Origin of the sequence: Pontimicrobium sp. IMCC45349 (genome assembly GCF_047219225.1) — a bacterium.
Taxonomy (GTDB): Bacteria; Bacteroidota; Bacteroidia; order Flavobacteriales; family Flavobacteriaceae; genus IMCC45349.
Genome location: NZ_CP178208.1, coordinates 433,166 through 456,717, shown reverse-complemented (window position 1 = coordinate 456,717; position 23,552 = coordinate 433,166). Strand labels below are relative to the sequence as shown.

The window sequence follows — 23,552 nt, the reverse complement described above, 5'->3', positions numbered from 1 at the left end:
TCACAACCATATATTATGGCAAGAAAACAAGATAAGAATACAGTACAGAGATTTAATAAAATCTCAATAGGTTTAGCTTCTCCAGAGTCAATTTTGGCTGCGTCAAGAGGGGAAGTTTTAAAACCAGAAACAATAAACTATAGAACGCACAAACCTGAGCGTGATGGTTTATTTTGTGAGCGTATTTTTGGTCCTGTAAAGGATTACGAATGTGCTTGTGGAAAGTATAAAAGAATTAGATATAAAGGAATCGTATGTGATCGATGTGGTGTAGAGGTAACAGAAAAGAAAGTACGTCGTGACCGTGTAGGACATATTAACCTTGTTGTGCCTGTGGCACATATCTGGTACTTCCGTTCTTTACCAAATAAAATAGGATACCTTCTTGGATTACCATCTAAGAAGTTAGATATGATTATTTACTACGAGCGTTATGTAGTAATTCAACCTGGTAATGCAAAAAATGCTGAAGGTGAGCCATTACAAAAAATGGATTTCCTTACAGAAGAAGAGTATCTGAATATAATGGAAACTCTTCCTCAAGAAAATCAGTACCTTGATGATACTGACCCTGAGAAGTTTGTTGCAAAAATGGGAGCTGAATGTTTAATTGAATTATTATCAAGAATTGACCTTGATGAATTATCATTCCAATTACGTCATAAAGCAAATAATGAAACTTCAAAGCAACGTAAGACTGAAGCGTTAAAACGTCTTCAAGTTGTTGAAGCATTTAGAGATGCTAATGAGAACAGAGAGAATAATCCTGAATGGATGATTATGAAAGCTGTTCCAGTAATTCCACCAGAATTACGTCCATTAGTACCACTAGATGGTGGACGTTTTGCAACGTCTGATTTAAATGATTTATATCGTCGTGTTATTATTCGTAACAACCGTCTTAAGAGACTTGTTGAAATTAAAGCTCCAGAAGTAATCTTACGTAACGAAAAGCGTATGTTACAAGAATCTGTAGATTCATTATTTGATAATACACGTAAATCATCAGCAGTAAAAACAGATTCAAACAGACCTTTAAAATCTTTATCAGATTCTTTAAAAGGTAAACAAGGACGTTTCCGTCAAAACTTACTTGGTAAGCGTGTTGATTATTCTGCACGTTCTGTAATTGTTGTTGGACCAGAATTAAAATTATTCGAATGTGGATTGCCAAAAAACATGGCAGCAGAATTATACAAGCCTTTTGTAATTAGAAAGTTAATTGAAAGAGGAATTGTAAAAACTGTAAAATCTGCAAAGAAAATTATAGATAAAAAAGAACCTGTAGTTTGGGATATCTTAGAGAATGTTTTAAAAGGACATCCAGTGCTTTTAAACCGTGCTCCTACGCTTCACAGACTTGGTATTCAGGCATTCCAACCAAAACTTATCGAAGGTAAAGCAATTCAGTTACACCCATTAGTGTGTACTGCATTTAACGCCGATTTCGATGGTGACCAGATGGCTGTGCATTTACCATTAGGACCAGAAGCTATTCTTGAGGCACAATTATTAATGTTAGCGTCTCATAATATCTTAAATCCTGCAAACGGTTCACCAGTTACTGTACCTTCACAGGATATGGTACTTGGTTTATATTATATGACTAAGTTGCGTAAGCATACTCCAGAAGTGCCTATTAAAGGAGAAGGATTAACATTCTATTCTCCAGAAGAGGTAATTATTGCATACAATGAAAAGAGAGTAGACCTTAACGCATCTATTAAAGTTAGAACAATTGATTTTAACGAAGAAGGAGAACTTACTAAGCAAATAATAGATACTACTGTTGGTAGAGTATTATTTAACGAGAAAGTACCTGCTGCTGCTGGATACATTAACCAAGTATTAACTAAGAAATCTCTTAGAGACATTATACATGGTATTTTAAAGGTAACTAGTGTACCTGAGACAGCTGCATTCTTAGATGAAATTAAAACTTTAGGATATAACTTTGCATTCCAAGGTGGATTATCATTCAGTTTAGGTGATATTATTATTCCACCAGAAAAGCATACTATGATTGACGCTGCTAATAAGCAAGTTGATGGTATTATGGGTAATTATAACATGGGACTTATTACTAATAATGAGCGTTATAACCAAGTTATTGATATCTGGACGTCAACAAATGCTGAGTTAACAGAGCTTTCAATGAAGCGTATTAGAGAAGATCAACAAGGATTTAACTCTGTATATATGATGCTTGATTCTGGAGCTCGTGGATCTAAAGAACAGATTCGTCAGTTAACTGGTATGCGTGGTCTTATGGCTAAACCTAAAAAATCTAACGCTGGTGGTGGAGAGATTATTGAAAATCCAATTCTTTCTAACTTTAAAGAAGGACTTTCAATTTTAGAATATTTTATTTCTACTCACGGTGCTCGTAAAGGTCTTGCCGATACAGCCTTAAAAACTGCCGATGCTGGATATTTAACACGTCGTCTTGTAGATGTATCCCAAGATGTAATTGTTAATACTGAAGATTGTGGTACTTTAAGAGGTATTACAGTAGAACCGCTTAAGAAAAATGAAGAGGTTGTAGAAACTCTTGAAGAGCGTATTGTTGGTCGTACGTCATTACATGATGTATATGATCCATTAACTGAAGAGTTATTGGTAGGTGCTGGTGAGCATATTTACGATCACATTGCTAAGAAGATTCAAGATTCTCCAGTAGAAGCAATCGAAGTTCGTTCGGCATTAACATGTGAGGCTAAAAAAGGTATTTGTGCTAAGTGTTACGGACGTAACTTAGCTACAGGTAAAATGGTTCAAAAAGGTGAAGCTGTTGGTGTAGTTGCTGCACAGTCGATTGGAGAACCTGGTACTCAGTTAACACTTCGTACATTCCACGTAGGTGGTATTGCAGGAAACATTTCAGAAGAGAATAAACTTATTGTTAAGTTTGATGGTAAAGCTGAAATTGAAGATCTTAAGACAGTTAAAGGTGAAGACGGAGAAGGGAATGAAGTTGATATTGTAATTTCAAGAACTTCTGAGCTTAAGCTTATAGATGAGAAAACAGGTATTACATTAAGTACAAATAACATTCCTTATGGTTCTACTATTTATGTTAAAAATGGTCAGAAACTTAAGAAAGACGATGTAGTTTGTCAATGGGATCCATATAATGGTGTAATTATTTCAGAATTTGCTGGAAAAGTTAGTTACGAAAATATTGAGCAAGGTGTAACATACCAAGTTGAAATTGATGAACAAACTGGTTTCCAAGAAAAAGTAATTTCTGAATCTAGAAACAAAAAGCTAATTCCAACGCTTCATATTGAAGATGGAAAAGGTGAAGTAATACGTTCTTACAATTTACCAGTAGGAGCACACTTAATGATTGATGATGGAGATAAGATTAACGTTGGTAAGATTTTAGTTAAAATACCTCGTAAATCTGCTAAAGCTGGTGATATTACTGGAGGTTTACCACGTGTAACAGAATTATTCGAAGCACGTAATCCATCAAACCCAGCAGTAGTTTCTGCTATCGATGGTGTAGTTTCTTTCGGTAAAATTAAGCGTGGTAATCGTGAAATTATTGTAGAGTCTAAATTAGGTGATGTTAAGAAATACTTAGTTAAGTTATCAAATCAAATTCTTGTTCAAGAAAATGACTTTGTAAAAGCTGGTATGCCATTATCTGATGGATCTATAACTCCTAACGATATCTTGAATATTAAAGGACCATCAGCTGTACAACAATACTTAGTTAACGAAGTACAAGAAGTATATCGTTTACAAGGTGTGAAGATTAACGATAAGCATTTCGAAGTTGTTGTAAGACAAATGATGCGTAAAGTTAGAATTGAAGATTCAGGAGATACTATTTTCTTAGAAAACCAATTAGTTCATAAGTCAGACTTTATAGAAGAGAATGATGAGATTTTTGGAAAGAAAGTTGTTGAGGATGCAGGTGATTCTGTAAACTTAAAAGCTGGACAAATAGTAACACCTAGAGAGTTGAGAGACGAAAATTCTATTTTACGTCGTGAAGATAAGCAGTTAGTTGTTGCTAGAGAAGCTAGACCAGCTACAGCTACACCAATACTTCAAGGTATTACAAGAGCATCATTACAGACTAAGTCATTTATTTCTGCAGCATCGTTCCAGGAAACAACAAAAGTTCTTAACGAAGCAGCTGTAAATGGTAAGGTTGATAATTTAGAAGGATTAAAAGAGAATGTAATTGTAGGACATAAAATACCTGCAGGTACAGGACTTAGAAATTATGATGACATTATTGTAGGTTCTAAGGAAGAGTTTGATCAAATGATGCAAGCTAAACAAGAAATGAATTATAACTAGTAAGTTATGAGTGACAATAATAATAAGCCAAAACAAGGTCAGATAAATATTGAACTAGATGAAAAAGTTGCTGAAGGAACTTATTCTAATTTAGCAATAATCAATCATTCAGTTTCTGAGTTTGTTTTGGACTTTGTAAGCATAATGCCAGGGACACCAAAAAGTAAGGTTAAGTCTAGAATTATCTTAACTCCTCAACATGCTAAGCGATTAGTAAAAGCGTTAAATGATAATGTTAAACGTTTTGAACAAGCTCATGGAGAGATAAAAGATTATGAAAAACAACCTATGCCTCTCAATTTTGGTCCAACTGGACAAGCATAAAATAAAAAAGCCATTGCATTAGCAATGGCTTTTTTGTTTCTAATAATATGTTGTTTAAATAGCTATCTTGTTATACTTAAATTTTAAAGCACCAGATGGACAGCGTTTAATTTGTTCAATAATCCTTTCTGTTTCTGTACCATCTAAATTAATCCAAGGAATTACCGATGTTCTAAAAACTTCAGATAGTTCTTGAGCACATTTTTCTGCGTGAATACACTTGCAAGGTTCGAATGTTACAGTAATGTCGTCATTACTATAAACGTTGTTTAAAGTTTCCATAGTAGTTCATGTTTGGGGTTATGAATCTTACTTAAAATTAAATTTGAAAAATATGAATCTTTCAAATCATCGATGAAATGTATTAAAAAATCGATTAAAAACAAAATTTTTCTAATAAATCCGATGAATAACTTCTTTAATTAAACTCAGATGTAAAGTGAAATTTGATACTTGGATACTTTTGCTGTGTCATCTGTAATGAAAAAGCTGAGTCTGCTAAAAACACCATCTGACCTTGTTTATCCTTAGCTAAAAAACGCTGCTTTACACGTTTAAACTCTTTAAATTCTTCGTTTGTTTCATCTTCAGCTTCTACCCAACAAGCTTTATGTACATTTAAGTTTTCATAGCTACATTTAGCGCCATATTCATGTTCTAGCCTATATTGAATTACTTCATACTGTAAAGCACCTACAGTTCCAATTACTTTACGACCATTTAAATCTAGTGTAAACAACTGTGCAACACCTTCGTCCATAAGTTGATCAATACCTTTATAAAGTTGTTTTGATTTTAAAGGGTCTGCATTATTAATGTACCTAAAGTGTTCAGGAGAAAAGCTTGGAATTCCTTTATAGCTAATTTTTTCTCCTTCAGTTAATGTATCACCAATTTTAAAGTTTCCTGTGTCATGTAATCCAACAATATCACCTGGATAAGAGATATCTACAATTTGTTTCTTTTCAGCAAAAAAAGCATTAGGACTAGAAAATTTTAATTTTTTACCTAATCTTACATGTAAATATGGGGTGTTTCTTTTAAACTCTCCAGATACAATTTTTATAAATGCTAATCTATCACGATGGTTAGGGTCCATATTAGCATGAATTTTAAATACAAATCCAGTAAATTTATTCTCATCAGGATTAACAAGTCTTTCTTCACTTTGTTTTGGTTTTGGTTTTGGAGCAATTTCTACAAAACAGTCTAAAAGCTCTCTAACTCCAAAGTTATTTAAGGCAGAACCAAAAAATACAGGCTGTAAGTTCCCTTCTAAGTATTCTTCTTTATCAAATTCAGGATATATTCCTTCAACTAGTTCTAATTCATCTCTTAGTGTTTGGGCAGCTGTATCTCCAACTAGTGTATTTAGTTTATTAGAAGATAGGTCAGATATCTCAATAGTGTCTTCAATATCTTTTCTGCTATCTCCACTAAATAAGTTTATATTCTTTTCCCAAATATTATAGATGCCTTTAAAATCATAACCCATTCCAATTGGGAAACTTAAAGGTGTAACAGTAAGTCCTAATTTTTGCTCTATTTCATCTAATAAATCAAATGCATCTTTACCTTCTCTATCCATTTTGTTTATAAAAACAATGATAGGAATGTTACGCATTCTACATACTTTTACTAGTTTTTCAGTTTGTTCCTCAACACCTTTTGCTACGTCAATAACTACAATAACACTATCTACGGCAGTTAATGTTCTAAAAGTATCTTCAGCAAAGTCTTTATGTCCAGGAGTATCAAGAATATTAATTTTTATGCCATTATATTCGAAAGCTAAAACCGATGTTGCTACAGAAATTCCTCTTTGACGTTCAATTTCCATAAAGTCACTAGTAGCTCCTTTTTTTATTTTGTTGCTCTTTACAGCACCTGCTTCTTGAATAGCTCCCCCAAATAGTAAAAGTTTTTCAGTTAATGTTGTTTTTCCAGCATCAGGATGTGATACAATACCAAAGGTCCTTCTTCTATTTATTTCTTCTTGAAATGACATAAAATTAAATTTCGGCAAATATAGGATTTGTTATCTTATTATTTAATTAAATAGTTTCACAATTAATTTCTTGTCATTTAGAACATTTACTTTCTAATTAACATATGTTAATGTATTTTTGTAAGGATTTACTTTAAAAATAATTTTAAATGAATGAATATAATCTAGAATCATTATTGTCAGTTTTTATTGATTTAAATAAAGATGAAGTAAATGAAGATAATATTATTGATTGGGTTAATCAATATGCAGAAATTTCAAAACCAGATTTTCTAATGATAATGAATGTAAAGTCATTATCTCCTGTTGTTTATTTCAAAAATTATAATTTAGAATTTTCTGAAAATAGCACAGATTATATTCAAGATATATTAGATGGAATGGAACCATCTCAAAAACAAAAAATAATTAGTGCAGATTCTAAAGTTGTAGATTTTGCTTATGAAAACTATATAGAACCATTAAAGTGCACTTATTATTTAAGATTTAATACTAGCCTTATCCCAAATAAGAAAAGTTCTTTTATCAGAAGCGTTACTGTTTTATCTAGATGTGAAGATGATAAACCACATTTTATATTATCATGTATTGATGATGTTACAAACCTTAATGGAACGCACGAAGAAACGCAAGTAGATATAAAGAATTATGTAGATGGAAAGAATGTTTTAAGCGATGATTTAAAAACTCTTAAAAAAGAACTTGATAATATATTTGAGCCTAAAATAATTTTAACTAAAAGAGAAAGGCAAATATTAAAGCTTATATCTGAAGGTTATACTAGCTCACAAATTGCTAATAGTTTAAATATATCTATAGCAACCGTAAATACACATAGACAAAATTTAATAAGAAAAAATAACGTCACTAATACTGCAGCTTTATTAAATATAATTTAAAATACTGATTTATCAGTATTTTTTTTAGATAAACTATTCAATAATTTTGCATCGTCCTGATTTTAAGCCCCTTTAATCAAAATTCAAAAAGAAAAGAAATGAACTTAACCTACATTATTTTCCCTCATACTTTGTAAGATATTTTCCGCTAAAACGTTTGTTTTCATCGTTGAAATGCATATGTTTGCATTTTAACGATGAAAAAATACACTTAATCGAAATTAATATAGTAGCTATTAACAATTAAATTAACAGAAAACAAGAAATGAAAATTTTCAAACGACTTTTAATTAGTAAACAAAAAGTACTTAGCTTGATGGCCATGTTGTGCCTAAGCACGGTATTTTCCCAATGTCCAATTGTTGGGCCAGAAGGAGTTTATGACCCAAAAGATGATATTCTTATAACATCTTATCACCAGTCAATTGCAAGAACTGAAACTGGTTATATAACTTGGGGAGAAGACATGGCCTCTAACGGTACTTCTGATCCAGTAATGCAAGAAATTTCACCAGCTAATGGTTATAATTATACTGGAAGTATAGTTCAATATGCTGTATCTGGAAATAGTGGAGGACAAGCCTTTTTACTTACAACTACAAACCTTTATGCTTGGGGATATGTAAATGAAGTAGTGAATTCAAACTTTGTGTCTGGAACTGCATTTGCACCAATGGCATTACCAGGAGGTGTTGCAGCAACAGATGTAATTGATTTATTCGCAACTTCAAATGCTTTAGTTATTACAACATCAACTGGAGGTGTTTGGGTGGCTTCTAATCAATCAAGGGTTAGTGGTAACACATCAACTAATACTGCAATATGGCAGGAAGTACAGACATCTGCAGGAGTTCCTCTTACAGATGTGTTTCATGTTACTGGATCTGATGTAGCTCTTTATGCTTTACAGAATGATGGAGATATTTATGTTTGGGGTAATAGTGTATATCTTGGAGATGGTAATGGAGCATCAAATTATGATTATGCAACTTTAATGACGGCACCTTCATCTACTCCTACATATATTTCAGCATTTTTTAACGATACTGATACACAACATGGAATACTAGCTTTAGGTACCGATCAAAAAGTATATGGAGTAGGACATAATACAGCTAATAGAATAATTAATGAAACAACAAATGCAGTTTTAAACTGGGAAACAGTTAAGTACAATGGTGGAGCTGAAATGACAAATGTTTTACAAATTTCTACCAATCAAACTTCTGAGCAATATTCAAGTGCAGCAGCCATTGTAGATGGAGCTACTGTATCAGACCCAAATGTATTATATACTTGGGGTTCAGATAATAGTGGAAATATAGGACATGGTAATGCAGGTACAGTTGAGTATCCTTCAGTTCCAGGTGGTTATACTGTTGGTAGTGATGATGCAATTTATGTTAGTGTAGGAGGACATGCAACAACAATTTATAATAAATCAACTAAGACTATTTGTTTTACAGGTCATGTTACAAATAACAGTACAGGAGGTTTAACTGGAGCTACTGCAACAACTTTTGTTTGTATCACTGTTGTTAATTTTGATTTATGTGGAGTTAATACTTGTTTAGTTGATTCTATATCAGCATCTAATTTATCAGTTTGTAATGACAATGGAACTAATGGCAATTCTGCTGATGATACATTTACTGCTGATATAACAGTCACTTTTTCTGAAGCTCCTACTACTGGAACTTTAGATTTATCAGGAGATGGGACTGCAAGTGTAGCAATTGGTTCGCTAGATACTACATCGTCTCATACTTTTACAGGAGTTACTTTACCTGCAAATGGAATTGCAATTTCATTAACAGCAACTTTTTCTGATGAAGTAACTTGTACTTTTTCAAACTTAAATGTAGTATCTGCCCCAGCTTCTTGTAGTATTGCCCCAATTGTAGCGAATGATGATAGTGCTACAGGCGTGAATGGTGTAACAGGTGCCACAGGTGTTATAGATGTATTTACGAATGACACCTTAAATGGAGTAGCAGTAAATCCATCAGATGTTACATTAACAGAAACGATAGCAGATCCAAATGGATACTTAACCTTAAATGGAGATGGAACAATAGATGTAGCAGCAGGTACACCAGCAGGAACTTACCAATTAACCTATCAAATATGTGAGGTGTTAAACCCAACAAATTGTGATACAGCTGTAGCCTCAGTAACAGTAGATGCAGCTCCAATTGTAGCGAATGATGATAGTGCTACAGGCGTGAATGGTGTAACAGGTGCCACAGGTGTTATAGATGTATTTACGAATGACACCTTAAATGGAGTAGCAGTAAATCCATCAGATGTTACATTAACAGAAACGATAGCAGATCCAAATGGATACTTAACCTTAAATGGAGATGGAACAATAGATGTAGCAGCAGGTACACCAGCAGGAACTTACCAATTAACCTATCAAATATGTGAGGTGTTAAACCCAACAAATTGTGATACAGCTGTAGCCTCAGTAACAGTAGATGCAGCTCCAATTGTAGCGAATGATGATAGTGCTACAGGCGTGAATGGTGTAACAGGTGCCACAGGTGTTATAGATGTATTTACGAATGACACCTTAAATGGAGTAGCAGTAAATCCATCAGATGTTACATTAACAGAAACGATAGCAGATCCAAATGGATACTTAACCTTAAATGGAGATGGAACAATAGATGTAGCAGCAGGTACACCAGCAGGAACTTACCAATTAACCTATCAAATATGTGAGGTATTAAACCCAACAAATTGTGATACAGCTGTAGCCTCAGTAACAGTAGATGCAGCTCCAATTGTAGCGAATGATGATAGTGCTACAGGCGTGAATGGTGTAACAGGTGCCACAGGTGTTATAGATGTATTTACGAATGACACCTTAAATGGAGTAGCAGTAAATCCATCAGATGTTACATTAACAGAAACGATAGCAGATCCAAATGGATACTTAACCTTAAATGGAGATGGAACAATAGATGTAGGAGCAGGTACACCAGCAGGAACTTACCAATTAACCTATCAAATATGTGAGGTGTTAAACCCAACAAATTGTGATACAGCTGTAGCCTCAGTAACAGTAGATGCAGCTCCAATTGTAGCGAATGATGATAGTGCTACAGGCGTGAATGGTGTAACAGGTGCCACAGGTGTTATAGATGTATTTACGAATGACACCTTAAATGGAGTAGCAGTAAATCCATCAGATGTTACATTAACAGAAACGATAGCAGATCCAAATGGATACTTAACCTTAAATGGAGATGGAATAATAGATGTAGCAGCAGGTACACCAGCAGGAACTTACCAATTAACCTATCAAATATGTGAGGTGTTAAACCCAACAAATTGTGATACAGCTGTAGCCTCAGTAACAGTAGATGCAGCTCCAATTGTAGCGAATGATGATAGTGCTACAGGCGTGAATGGTGTAACAGGTGCCACAGGTGTTATAGATGTATTTACGAATGACACCTTAAATGGAGTAGCAGTAAATCCATCAGATGTTACATTAACAGAAACGATAGCAGATCCAAATGGATACTTAACCTTAAATGGAGATGGAACAATAGATGTAGCAGCAGGTACACCAGCAGGAACTTACCAATTAACCTATCAAATATGTGAGGTATTAAACCCAACAAATTGTGATACAGCTGTAGCCTCAGTAACAGTAGATGCAGCTCCAATTGTAGCGAATGATGATAGTGCTACAGGCGTGAATGGTGTAACAGGTGCCACAGGTGTTATAGATGTATTTACGAATGACACCTTAAATGGAGTAGCAGTAAATCCATCAGATGTTACATTAACAGAAACGATAGCAGATCCAAATGGATACTTAACCTTAAATGGAGATGGAACAATAGATGTAGCAGCAGGTACACCAGCAGGAACTTACCAATTAACCTATCAAATATGTGAGGTGTTAAACCCAACAAATTGTGATACAGCTGTAGCCTCAGTAACAGTAGATGCAGCTCCAATTGTAGCGAATGATGATAGTGCTACAGGCGTGAATGGTGTAACAGGTGCCACAGGTGTTATAGATGTATTTACGAATGACACCTTAAATGGAGTAGCAGTAAATCCATCAGATGTTACATTAACAGAAACGATAGCAGATCCAAATGGATACTTAACCTTAAATGGAGATGGAACAATAGATGTAGCAGCAGGTACACCAGCAGGAACTTACCAATTAACCTATCAAATATGTGAGGTGTTAAACCCAACAAATTGTGATACAGCTGTAGCCTCAGTAACAGTAGATGCAGCTCCAATTGTAGCGAATGATGATAGTGCTACAGGCGTGAATGGTGTAACAGGTGCCACAGGTGTTATAGATGTATTTACGAATGACACCTTAAATGGAGTAGCAGTAAATCCATCAGATGTTACATTAACAGAAACGATAGCAGATCCAAATGGATACTTAACCTTAAATGGAGATGGAACAATAGATGTAGCAGCAGGTACACCAGCAGGAACTTACCAATTAACCTATCAAATATGTGAGGTATTAAACCCAACAAATTGTGATACAGCTGTAGCCTCAGTAACAGTAGATGCAGCTCCAATTGTAGCGAATGATGATAGTGCTACAGGCGTGAATGGTGTAACAGGTGCCACAGGTGTTATAGATGTATTTACGAATGACACCTTAAATGGAGTAGCAGTAAATCCATCAGATGTTACATTAACAGAAACGATAGCAGATCCAAATGGATACTTAACCTTAAATGGAGATGGAACAATAGATGTAGGAGCAGGTACACCAGCAGGAACTTATCAATTAACCTATCAAATATGTGAGGTATTAAACCCAACAAATTGTGATACAGCTGTAGCCTCAGTAACAGTAGATGCAGCTCCAATTGTAGCGAATGATGATAGTGCTACAGGCGTGAATGGTGTAACAGGTGCCACAGGTGTTATAGATGTATTTACGAATGACACCTTAAATGGAGTAGCAGTAAATCCATCAGATGTTACATTAACAGAAACGATAGCAGATCCAAATGGATACTTAACCTTAAATGGAGATGGAACAATAGATGTAGCAGCAGGTACACCAGCAGGAACTTATCAATTAACCTATCAAATATGTGAGGTGTTAAACCCAACAAATTGTGATACAGCTGTAGCCTCAGTAACAGTAGGTGATTGTGTAGATTTTGGAATTAATGATTGTGACGGAGATGGTATTATAAACTCAAATGAAGTAACAGACGGAACAGATCCATTAGATAACTGTGATTTTGTATTAGCAAGTCAAACAGTAGCACCAGACACAGCATGGAACAATGCAGATTGTGATGGAGATGGAGTAACAAATGAGACAGAAGTAACAGACGGAACAGATCCATTAGATAACTGTGATTTTGTATTAGCAAGTCAAACAGTAACACCAGACACAGCATGGAACAATGCAGATTGTGATGGAGATGGAGTAACGAATGAGACAGAAGTAACAGACGGAACAGATCCATTAGATAACTGTGATTTTGTATTAGCAAGTCAAACAGTAACACCAGACACAGCATGGAACAATGCAGATTGTGATGGAGATGGAGTAACGAATGAGACAGAAGTAACAGACGGAACAGATCCATTAGATAACTGTGATTTTGTATTAGCAAGTCAAACAGTAACACCAGACACAGCATGGAACAATGCAGATTGTGATGGAGATGGAGTAACGAATGAGACAGAAGTAACAGACGGAACAGATCCATTAGATAACTGTGATTTTGTATTAGCAAGTCAAACAGTAACACCAGACACAGCATGGAACAATGCAGATTGTGATGGAGATGGAGTAACGAATGAGACAGAAGTAACAGACGGAACAGATCCATTAGATAACTGTGATTTTGTATTAGCAAGTCAAACAGTAACACCAGACACAGCATGGAACAATGCAGATTGTGATGGAGATGGAGTAACGAATGAGACAGAAGTAACAGACGGAACAGATCCATTAGATAACTGTGATTTTGTATTAGCAAGTCAAACAGTAACACCAGACACAGCATGGAACAATGCAGATTGTGATGGAGATGGAGTAACGAATGAGACAGAAGTAACAGACGGAACAGATCCATTAGATAACTGTGATTTTGTATTAGCAAGTCAAACAGTAGCACCAGACACAGCATGGAACAATGCAGATTGTGATGGAGATGGAGTAACAAATGAGACAGAAGTAACAGACGGAACAGATCCATTAGATAACTGTGATTTTGTATTAGCAAGTCAAACAGTAACACCAGACACAGCATGGAACAATGCAGATTGTGATGGAGATGGAGTAACAAATGAGACAGAAGTAACAGACGGAACAGATCCATTAGATAACTGTGATTTTGTATTAGCAAGTCAAACAGTAACACCAGACACAGCATGGAACAATGCAGATTGTGATGGAGATGGAGTAACGAATGAGACAGAAGTAACAGACGGAACAGATCCATTAGATAACTGTGATTTTGTATTAGCAAGTCAAACAGTAACACCAGACACAGCATGGAACAATGCAGATTGTGATGGAGATGGAGTAACAAATGAGACAGAAGTAACAGACGGAACAGATCCATTAGATAACTGTGATTTTGTATTAGCAAGTCAAACAGTAACACCAGACACAGCATGGAACAATGCAGATTGTGATGGAGATGGAGTAACAAATGAGACAGAAGTAACAGACGGAACAGATCCATTAGATAACTGTGATTTTGTATTAGCAAGTCAAACAGTAACACCAGACACAGCATGGAACAATGCAGATTGTGATGGAGATGGAGTAACAAATGAGACAGAAGTAACAGACGGAACAGATCCATTAGATAACTGTGATTTTGTATTAGCAAGTCAAACAGTAACACCAGACACAGCATGGAACAATGCAGATTGTGATGGAGATGGAGTAACGAATGAGACAGAAGTAACAGACGGAACAGATCCATTAGATAACTGTGATTTTGTATTAGCAAGTCAAACAGTAACACCAGACACAGCATGGAACAATGCAGATTGTGATGGAGATGGAGTAACAAATGAGACAGAAGTAACAGACGGAACAGATCCATTAGATAACTGTGATTTTGTATTAGCAAGTCAAACAGTAACACCAGACACAGCATGGAACAATGCAGATTGTGATGGAGATGGAGTAACAAATGAGACAGAAGTAACAGACGGAACAGATCCATTAGATAACTGTGATTTTGTATTAGCAAGTCAAACAGTAACACCAGACACAGCATGGAACAATGCAGATTGTGATGGAGATGGAGTAACGAATGAGACAGAAGTAACAGACGGAACAGATCCATTAGATAACTGTGATTTTGTATTAGCAAGTCAAACAGTAACACCAGACACAGCATGGAACAATGCAGATTGTGATGGAGATGGAGTAACAAATGAGACAGAAGTAACAGACGGAACAGATCCATTAGATAACTGTGATTTTGTATTAGCAAGTCAAACAGTAACACCAGACACAGCATGGAACAATGCAGATTGTGATGGAGATGGAGTAACGAATGAGACAGAAGTAACAGACGGAACAGATCCATTAGATAACTGTGATTTTGTATTAGCAAGTCAAACAGTAACACCAGACACAGCATGGAACAATGCAGATTGTGATGGAGATGGAGTAACAAATGAGACAGAAGTAACAGACGGAACAGATCCATTAGATAACTGTGATTTTGTATTAGCAAGTCAAACAGTAACACCAGACACAGCATGGAACAATGCAGATTGTGATGGAGATGGAGTAACGAATGAGACAGAAGTAACAGACGGAACAGATCCATTAGATAACTGTGATTTTGTATTAGCAAGTCAAACAGTAACACCAGACACAGCATGGAACAATGCAGATTGTGATGGAGATGGAGTAACAAATGAGACAGAAGTAACAGACGGAACAGATCCATTAGATTCTTGCTCATATATCCCAAGTAGTATTACAGGAACAGTTACTGCAACTGCAGATTGTACTGCAGCAATTGAAGTAACAAAAATGGCAGATATGTTTGGTAATGAATTGGGTGATGTAATTACCTATACAATTACAGTAGAGAATATTGGAAATGTAACTTTAACTAATGTAACCTTAGTGGATTTATTCACAGATGTTAATGGAGTTGTATATACATTAACTCAAGAACCAACATTTGATAGTGCAGACCTAGGAAGTATTGAAGGAACATTATTAGTAGGAGAGATAGGAACATATTATGCAACTTTCGAAATTACGCAACAAGCAATTAATGCTGGAGGTGTAATAAACAGTGTAATAGCTAGTGCTATAGCTCCAAACCAAGACATAGTAGAAGATACTAGTGATAATGGAGATGATTTTGATGGTAATACAGAAGATGATGAAACAGTAACTGAACTAGGGTGTTTAATGATGTTTAATGAGTTCTCTCCAAATGGAGATGGAGTAAATGAATTCTTAGTAATCAATTGTATCCATAACTATCCTAATAACAAGTTAGAGGTTTATAATAGATGGGGAAATATTGTTTATGAGAAGAGAGGTTATAACAATGACTGGAATGGTACATCAAACGGAAGATCTGTATATAATGGTTCTGAGGATTTACCAGTAGGTACATATTATTATATACTTAACCTTGGAGATGGAACTAAGCCTAAAACAGGTTGGATATACATAAACAGATAAAAAGATAATTAGATTATATAAAACAAAATAAAATGATACAAAAATCATCATTATTAAAAGGGTTAATATTATTAGTGTTCACACTAATGATTAATGAGAGTTTTGCTCAGCAAGATCCTCAGTATACTCAATATATGTATAATACTATGACAGTAAATCCTGGATATGCAGGTCAAAGAGATGTGTTAAGTATTACAGGTTTACATAGAACGCAATGGGTAGGATTAGATGGAGCGCCTAAAACACAAAGTTTAGGCATCCATTCCCCTTTACGAAATGAAAGAATTGGTTTAGGTTTATCTGTTGTTAACGATAAGTTAGGACCAGCAAGCGAAACTTATGTAGATGCTAATTTTTCATATACTATTCCAATAGATGAGTTAGGGATTACTAAATTATCTTTTGGACTAAAAGGAGGATTTCATTTATTAAATACTGATTGGAGTGAAGGTCTTTACCAAAATCCAGACTCTGCTTTTAGTGAAGATGTAAGTTTATTTTCACCAACTATTGGAGCAGGTATGTATTTGCATTCTGATAAATGGTATTTAGGATTGTCGGTTCCAAATTTTATAACTACTAAGCATTATGACGATTTCGAAGAGTCTGTAGCTGCCGAAAGAATGCACTTTTACCTTATTGGTGGATATGTGTTTGATGTAAGTGATTCGGTTAAGTTAAAGCCTGCTTTTTTAGTAAAGGCAGTTTCTGGAGCACCAATTATTGCTGATATTTCTGCCAATGCATTAATTAATGAAAAATTCACTCTAGGTCTAGGCTATAGATGGGATGATTCTTTTAGTGGATTAGCAGGTTTCCAAGTAAGTGATAGTGTTTATATTGGTTATGCGTATGATTATACAACTACCAATTTAAATAACTATAACAGTGGTTCGCATGAGATCATGTTAAGATTTGAATTACAACAATTAGGTAAAATATTATCACCAAGATTCTTCTAAAAGTTAAATTATGATAATTAAAAAATATATAATATTAGCATTTGCTTTAGTAATTACCTTAGCTGGTTTTTCACAAAAAGGAGCAATTCGTAAAGCAACAAAAGATTACGATAAGTTTTCGTATGTAAAAACAAGTGAAATTTTATTAGATGTTGCAAATAAGGGTTATAAGTCGGTAGATTTATTTCAAAAGTTAGGAAACTCATTCTATTTCAATAATAAAATGGAAGAGGCTGCAAAATGGTATGGAGAGTTAATGGCTTTGAATGAAGAAGTTGATTCTGAATATTATTATAGATATGCTCAAGCGTTGAAATCTATCGAAAATTATAATGAGTCTGATAAATGGATGCAGAAGTTTGTAGATTCTAAAGATGGAGATTTACGCGCTAAATCATTTGCTTCAAAGAAAGATTATTTATCAAGTATTGAAAAGTTAAGTGAAACTTTTGAGGTTGAAAATATGTCTATTAATTCTGATAAATCAGATTTTGGAGCAACTCAGTTTAAAAACCAATTAATATTTTCTTCTTCAAGAGGTAAAGGAAAAGTATATAAATGGAATGATCAATCATTTTTAGATTTATATGCTGCTGAGAAGCATGAAGATTCTTACTCTAACCCTGTTCTTTTTGACGATGCTATTAATACTAAGCTTCATGAATCAACAGTTGCATTTTCTCCAAATGAAGATGTGATGTATTTCACAAGAAATAACTTCTTTAAAAGAAAACTAAAAAGAGATGAAGCTGGTGTTAATCGTTTACATTTATATAGAGCAGAACTAGATAGTAATGATAATTGGGTAAATATTAAACCAGTACATTTTAATAGTGAAAACTATAGTGTAGCACATCCAACAGTAAATTTAGATGGTACTAAACTTTATTTCGCATCAGATATGGAAGGTACTCATGGAAATTCTGATATCTATGTAGTAGACATAAATTCTGATGGTACTTTAGGAACACCTAAAAATTTAGGGACATTAGTTAATACTGAGGGACAAGAAACGTTTCCGTTTGTAAACTCTAAAGGAGATTTATATTTCTCTTCAAACGGTTTAACAGGGCTTGGTGGACTTGATGTTTATATTATTAGAGATTTTGAAAATAAGTTTAAAAACCATGAGCCTTTTGTGGTCGAGAATGTTGGAAAACCAATTAACAGTTCAAAAGATGATTTTGGTTATTACGAAAACTTAGTCATTAAAGAAGGTTTCTTTACTTCTAATAGAGATGGAGGAAAAGGAGATGATGATATTTATACCTTTAAAATTCCAGAATGTAAACAAGTAATGGATGGTGTGGTAAAAGATCAAGATAATAATATTGTATCTGGAGCTAAAGTGAGGTTGTTTGATGAAGCTGGAACTCAAATTAGTGAAATGATAGTTGGAGAAAATGGTGCTTATACATTTAATGATTTAAACTGTGAAAAAGAGTACTTAGTAAGAGTTGAAAAAGATGATTATTCAACTTCTGAAGAAAGAGTAGCTACTACAGATAATAGAAAGGAAAAAGTTAGTATGCCATTAGTAATTGAAACTGATAAAGTTGCAATTAAAGAAGGAACTAACCTAAGAGATGCACTTAATTTAAATCCTATCTATTTTGATTTTGATAAATCTAATATTAGACCAGATGCTGAGATAGAATTACAAAAAGTAATCGCTGTATTAAAGCAATATCCTAATATGAAGATAGATATTAAATCACATACAGATAGTAGAGCAACCACATCTTATAACGATGCATTGTCATCTAGAAGAAATAAATCTACTATCAATTATATTGTTAAAGTAGGAGGTATTGACGCTTCAAGATTGACAGGTAAAGGTTATGGTGAAAGAGAATTGGTAAATAAATGTTCTGATGGTGTAAAATGTTCAGAAGAAGAACACCAACTAAACAGAAGAAGTGATTTTATTATTATTTCAATGGAATAGTAAATTATAAACATAAGTTAAAAGGCTACTTTTTTAAGGTAGCCTTTTTTTGTATGTAGTAATTTTAAAATATTGTTGGTATTTTTACATCATGGAAGAAGAAAAAGTAATTCTTGTAAACGAAAACGATGAGCAAATTGGATTGATGCCAAAAATGGAAGCTCATGAAAAAGCATTATTACATAGAGCATTTTCAGTTTTTGTATTTAATGATAAAAACGAGTTAATGTTACAACAACGTGCTCTAGAAAAATACCATTCTCCAGGATTATGGACTAATACTTGTTGTAGTCATCAAAGAGATGGTGAAAGCAATCTAGCAGCAGGGAAAAGACGTTTACAAGAAGAAATGGGTTTTGTTACTGAACTTAAGGAAACAACATCGTTTATTTATAAAGCACCTTTTGATAATGGTTTGACTGAGCATGAATATGATCATGTAATGGTAGGTCATTATAACGAAAGTCCCATTATTAATAAAGAAGAAGTAGCAGATTGGAAATGGATGCCTCTAGAAGAGGTAAAGGTAGATATTGCTTTGCATCCAGAACTATATACTGAGTGGTTTAAAATTATTTTTGATAAATTCTATGAATATTTAAACATATCTCATGAAAGTAACAGTAAGTAGGCGCGCTCATTTTAACGCTGCACATCGATTGTATAGAAAGGATTGGAGCGATGAAAAGAACAATGAAGTTTTCGGAAAGTGTAATAACCCCAATTATCATGGTCATAATTATGAATTAATTGTAAGTGTTACTGGAGAAATCGACCAAGAAACTGGTTATGTAATTGATATGAAAGTGCTAAAAGCAATTATTAAGACAGAAGTTGAAGATACCTTAGATCATAAAAATTTAAATTTAGATGTGCCAGAATTTAAAAATCTTAATCCAACTGCCGAAAATATTGTAGTTGTTATTTATAACAAAATAAAGCCTAGATTAGCTTCAAATTTAGATTTAGAGGTAACACTTTATGAAACACCTCGAAACTTTGTAACTTATGCAGGAGAATAGTATATGAATGAAGAATTGTACCCATTAAAGTTCAAGCCAATATTAAAAGATAAAATTTGGGGAGGACAAAAACTAAACCACATACTTAATAAAAATGGAAATCTGCCTAATATTGGTGAGAGTTGGGAGATTAGTGATGTAGATGGAGATACTTCTGTGGTAAGCAATGGAAAACTTTTAGGTACAACTTTACAGGATTTATTAAAAACTTATAAATCAGATTTATTAGGAACACATAACTATAAACAGTTTGGAGCAACATTTCCTTTACTTATAAAATTTATAGATGCTAAAGAAGATTTATCAATCCAATTACATCCAAACGATGAACTAGCTAAAATACGTCATAATTCGTTTGGTAAAACAGAAATGTGGTATGTCATGCAAGTTGATGATGATGCCAACATTATTGTCGGGTTTAATCAAGAAGTAAATAAAGAAACGTATTTAAAACATTTAGAGGATAAAACACTTACAGAAATTTTAAATTTCGACAATGTAAAAGAAGGTGACGTGTATTTTATTGAAGTAGGCAGAGTACATGCTATTGGTGCTGGAGTGATGTTAGCTGAAATACAACAAACAAGTGATATAACTTATCGTGTTTATGATTGGGATAGGGTAGATGACCAAGGTAGTGAAAGAGAGCTTCATAATGACTTAGCAATTGATGCTATAGATTTTGATATGCCAAATGATTTTAGAAAGACTTATTCCAAAGAGATGAATAGGTCCAATGAAATGGTAATTTGTCAATATTTTAAAACTAGCTTTTTACCAGTAAGTGGTATTGTTGAGCGACATAATGATAAAGATTCATTTATTATTTATATGTGTGTAGAAGGAAATGCTGTTGTAAGAGCTAATGGACATGAAGAAACTTTAGCAAAGGGTGAAACCATTTTAATTCCAGCAATTATAAAAGATTATAACATAAGTGCAAACAATGCAAAACTTTTAGAGGTTTACGTTTAAATTGTGTAATTTTGCATCAAATAAATTATTAGAATTATGGCAAATGTAAGAAACCTAAAAAAAGACATTAACTATGTTTTAGGTGATATTATTGAAGCAGTGTACATCTGGGAATATGCAAACACAGATAAAGACACAACAAAGAGTGAAGCTATTATTGATGAAGCTATTGTTACTTTTGATGAGCTGATAGTAAAAGTTAACGACCGAAGTGTTGAAAACAAAAAAGCACATTTTAAAGCAATAGGTAAAGAGCTTGAAGATAAAGGTAGAGCACTTATTGAAAAAATAAACAAACTTTAAGAAATAAAAAACTCGCTAATTATTAGCGAGTTTTTTTATGTTTTGTTGTTATTGAGTTTTTACTTTTTCTAAATATTTTTTTAATTCAACTCCATATTTAGAATCAGCTATATTTTTAGGTAACGATTTGTAAATTGTATCTAGAAATTTAGGGTTAGCATCGTAAACTTCAGATAGTGCAATGTATGGTGCTACTTCACTATCTTTATTATTAATAGCAAAATTAATTGCATATAAATACTTACGTCTTAATAAGCTATTTGCAACTTTATTTGCTTTACTTATTTCTACAGTGTCTCCACTTTTTTCAGCTAAGAATTTAGCTTTAATAGATTCTAGATTTTGGTTTTTATAACTCTCTAAACCTTTGTCAAACTCTTCTAACTTTTTCTGTTGTTCAGATCCAGTAATAACAGCATCATAAGCAAAACGTTTTAAAGATGTTTTAATATCTGTTACACCTTTATCGGCAAAAAAAGCAATGCTGTTTGCTCTATTACTATTATCATCTAAACTTAAAAATAAAACTTCTGGTTCTTGTAAATCAAACTGTAAATTAAAATTAGAATCACCATTAATTACTGTTGAATCGATAGTAATAAGAGCTGTATCTTGAATTTTATGAAGATAGATAGTTCCTTTCTTTAAATCCTTAATATTACCAGTTACAGTTAAACTAGACTGTTCTTTTCCACAAGCGATAACTAGTACAAGTGCTAATGCAAATAATGCTTTTTTCATTCTATAAAATTTGAAATGCAAATATGTTATAATTATTAATTATTTACTAGCCCGCAGCAGCAATTTTCATTAATTCTGCACACATCATGGCTCCATAAGTTCCAACTACGTATCCAAACACAGCTAATAATACACCTACAGTTGCTAACGATGGGTGGAAAGCCGCTGCTACAACAGGAGCCGAGGCTGCTCCGCCAATATTTGCTTTACTTCCAACTGCAAGGAAAAAGTAAGGTGCTTTAATTAGTTTAGCAATTAAAAATAGAAGTCCGACATGAATAGCCATCCAAACTAGACCAACAACAATTAATCCAGGGTTTTCAGCAATCTTTGTTAAATCCATTTTCATGCCTATAGAAGCTACTAATATGTAAATAAATACACTTCCAATTTTACTAGCACCTGCACCTTCATATTTTTTGAATTTAGTAAATGAAAGAACAATACCTAGAATAGTTGCAATAGTAATCATCCAGAAAAATTGCGATCCAAATGAAGACATTGCTGACGATTTATCACTAACAGCATCAACATTACTCTTTAAGAATTCTGAGATATTGTCTGCTCCAAAGTGTGCAATTCCCACAACTGTAAATGCAATTCCTAATATTACCATTAAGTCTGCTAAAGTTGGGTTTCTAGATATTTTTTGGGCATAGCTAGATACTTTTTCTTTAAGAACTTCAATGGCAGAATTATCGGCTTTTAACCATTTATCTATTTTTTCTTGTTTTCCTATTCCTAATAATAAGAATGCCATCCATATGTTGGCTACAACTATATCAACAATTACCATACCTGCATAATTGTCTGTATTGTATTCGTATATTTCTAACATAGCAGCTTGATTAGCACCACCACCAATCCAACTTCCAGCAAGTGTTGATAGTCCTCTCCAAACAGCATCAGGGCCTGCGCCACCAACTGTTTCAGGTGAAACCATTGATATTAATAATATAGCAATTGGACCACCAATTATTACACCAATAGTTCCTGTAAAGAACATAGCAAGCGCTTTCCACCCTAAGTTAAAAACGGCTTTTAAGTCTACACTTAAGGTCATTAAAACCAATGCTGCTGGTAATAAATACCTACTTGCTATATAATATACTTGAGAAGTTCCTTTTACTACTTCACCAGTTTCTGTTATGGTTGTCCATTTAGGAGCAATTATTCCCAGAGTAGTTAAAGCTCCAGGTAGCATATAAGCCATTAATAATGCTGGAATGTACTTGTAGAATGTTTTCCACCCAGAATTAGAACTTGTAGATGTATAAAATACAAAACCAAGTAATAACATTAGTAATCCAAAAACAATGGTGTCTTGTGTAAATAAAGGTGTAGTATCTTCCATA

14 protein-coding genes are annotated in these 23,552 nt (G+C 33.7%); 10 read left to right on the top strand and 4 right to left on the bottom strand.

Going from position 1 to position 23,552, the window contains the following annotated elements; genetic code table 11:
- Nucleotides 1-15 precede the first annotated feature (15 nt).
- Both rpoC and ACLII3_RS02145 read left to right on the top strand, forming a co-directional pair.
- Nucleotides 16-4,317, top strand: a complete 4,302-nt coding sequence (gene rpoC / locus ACLII3_RS02150; RefSeq protein WP_412986105.1) for a DNA-directed RNA polymerase subunit beta' — start codon at nucleotides 16-18, stop codon at nucleotides 4,315-4,317.
- Between the two features lie 6 nt (nucleotides 4,318-4,323).
- Nucleotides 4,324-4,641 (top strand): DUF3467 domain-containing protein, encoded by a 318-nt coding sequence (locus ACLII3_RS02145; RefSeq protein WP_412986103.1) that lies wholly within the window; start codon nucleotides 4,324-4,326, stop codon nucleotides 4,639-4,641.
- A gap of 54 nt (nucleotides 4,642-4,695) precedes the next feature.
- Here the strand turns inward: ACLII3_RS02145 and ACLII3_RS02140 are convergent, their stop codons facing one another.
- Together ACLII3_RS02140 and ACLII3_RS02135 are read right to left on the bottom strand one after the other, a co-directional pair.
- Entirely contained in the window at nucleotides 4,696-4,923 is a 228-nt protein-coding gene (locus tag ACLII3_RS02140) for a (4Fe-4S)-binding protein (RefSeq protein WP_412986102.1), read from the bottom strand.
- Between the two features lie 136 nt (nucleotides 4,924-5,059).
- Entirely contained in the window at nucleotides 5,060-6,649 is a 1,590-nt protein-coding gene (locus tag ACLII3_RS02135) for a peptide chain release factor 3 (protein ID WP_412986100.1), read from the bottom strand.
- A gap of 149 nt (nucleotides 6,650-6,798) precedes the next feature.
- Between ACLII3_RS02135 and ACLII3_RS02130 the strand changes: the two genes are divergently transcribed.
- From ACLII3_RS02130 to ACLII3_RS02095, 8 genes are all read left to right on the top strand, one after another.
- Entirely contained in the window at nucleotides 6,799-7,548 is a 750-nt protein-coding gene (locus ACLII3_RS02130) for a LuxR C-terminal-related transcriptional regulator (protein ID WP_412986099.1), read from the top strand.
- A 265-nt stretch (nucleotides 7,549-7,813) separates the two neighbouring features.
- Nucleotides 7,814-16,246 carry a gliding motility-associated C-terminal domain-containing protein gene (locus ACLII3_RS02125; protein ID WP_412986097.1) on the top strand — a complete coding sequence of 2,811 codons (8,433 nt, stop codon included), beginning with the start codon at nucleotides 7,814-7,816 and terminating at the stop codon, nucleotides 16,244-16,246.
- Nucleotides 16,247-16,278: 32 nt separating this feature from the next.
- On the top strand, nucleotides 16,279-17,208 hold the full coding sequence (locus ACLII3_RS02120) for a type IX secretion system membrane protein PorP/SprF (RefSeq protein ID WP_412986096.1): 930 nt from the start codon (nucleotides 16,279-16,281) through the stop codon (nucleotides 17,206-17,208).
- Between the two features lie 10 nt (nucleotides 17,209-17,218).
- On the top strand, nucleotides 17,219-19,156 hold the full coding sequence (locus ACLII3_RS02115) for an OmpA family protein (protein ID WP_412986094.1): 1,938 nt from the start codon (nucleotides 17,219-17,221) through the stop codon (nucleotides 19,154-19,156).
- 91 nt (nucleotides 19,157-19,247) lie between these two features.
- Nucleotides 19,248-19,787 carry an isopentenyl-diphosphate Delta-isomerase gene (gene idi / locus ACLII3_RS02110; RefSeq protein ID WP_412986092.1) on the top strand — a complete coding sequence of 180 codons (540 nt, stop codon included), beginning with the start codon at nucleotides 19,248-19,250 and terminating at the stop codon, nucleotides 19,785-19,787.
- A complete protein-coding gene (locus ACLII3_RS02105) occupies nucleotides 19,768-20,178 on the top strand; it encodes a 6-pyruvoyl trahydropterin synthase family protein (RefSeq protein WP_412986090.1) in 411 nt (136 codons plus the stop codon). The genes idi and ACLII3_RS02105 overlap by 20 nt, the downstream gene beginning before the upstream one ends.
- A 3-nt stretch (nucleotides 20,179-20,181) precedes the next feature.
- Nucleotides 20,182-21,153, top strand: a complete 972-nt coding sequence (locus ACLII3_RS02100; RefSeq protein WP_412986088.1) for a type I phosphomannose isomerase catalytic subunit — start codon at nucleotides 20,182-20,184, stop codon at nucleotides 21,151-21,153.
- A gap of 36 nt (nucleotides 21,154-21,189) precedes the next feature.
- Nucleotides 21,190-21,456 carry a hypothetical protein gene (locus ACLII3_RS02095; RefSeq protein WP_412986086.1) on the top strand — a complete coding sequence of 89 codons (267 nt, stop codon included), beginning with the start codon at nucleotides 21,190-21,192 and terminating at the stop codon, nucleotides 21,454-21,456.
- Nucleotides 21,457-21,504: 48 nt separating this feature from the next.
- Here ACLII3_RS02095 and ACLII3_RS02090 read toward each other — a convergent pair whose 3' ends face one another.
- Both ACLII3_RS02090 and ACLII3_RS02085 read right to left on the bottom strand, forming a co-directional pair.
- On the bottom strand, nucleotides 21,505-22,197 hold the full coding sequence (locus ACLII3_RS02090) for a DUF4369 domain-containing protein (protein ID WP_412986084.1): 693 nt from the start codon (nucleotides 22,195-22,197) through the stop codon (nucleotides 21,505-21,507).
- Nucleotides 22,198-22,243: 46 nt separating this feature from the next.
- Nucleotides 22,244-23,551 (bottom strand): DUF819 domain-containing protein, encoded by a 1,308-nt coding sequence (locus tag ACLII3_RS02085; RefSeq protein WP_412986082.1) that lies wholly within the window; start codon nucleotides 23,549-23,551, stop codon nucleotides 22,244-22,246.
- Between the last annotated feature and the right edge of the window lies 1 nt (nucleotide 23,552).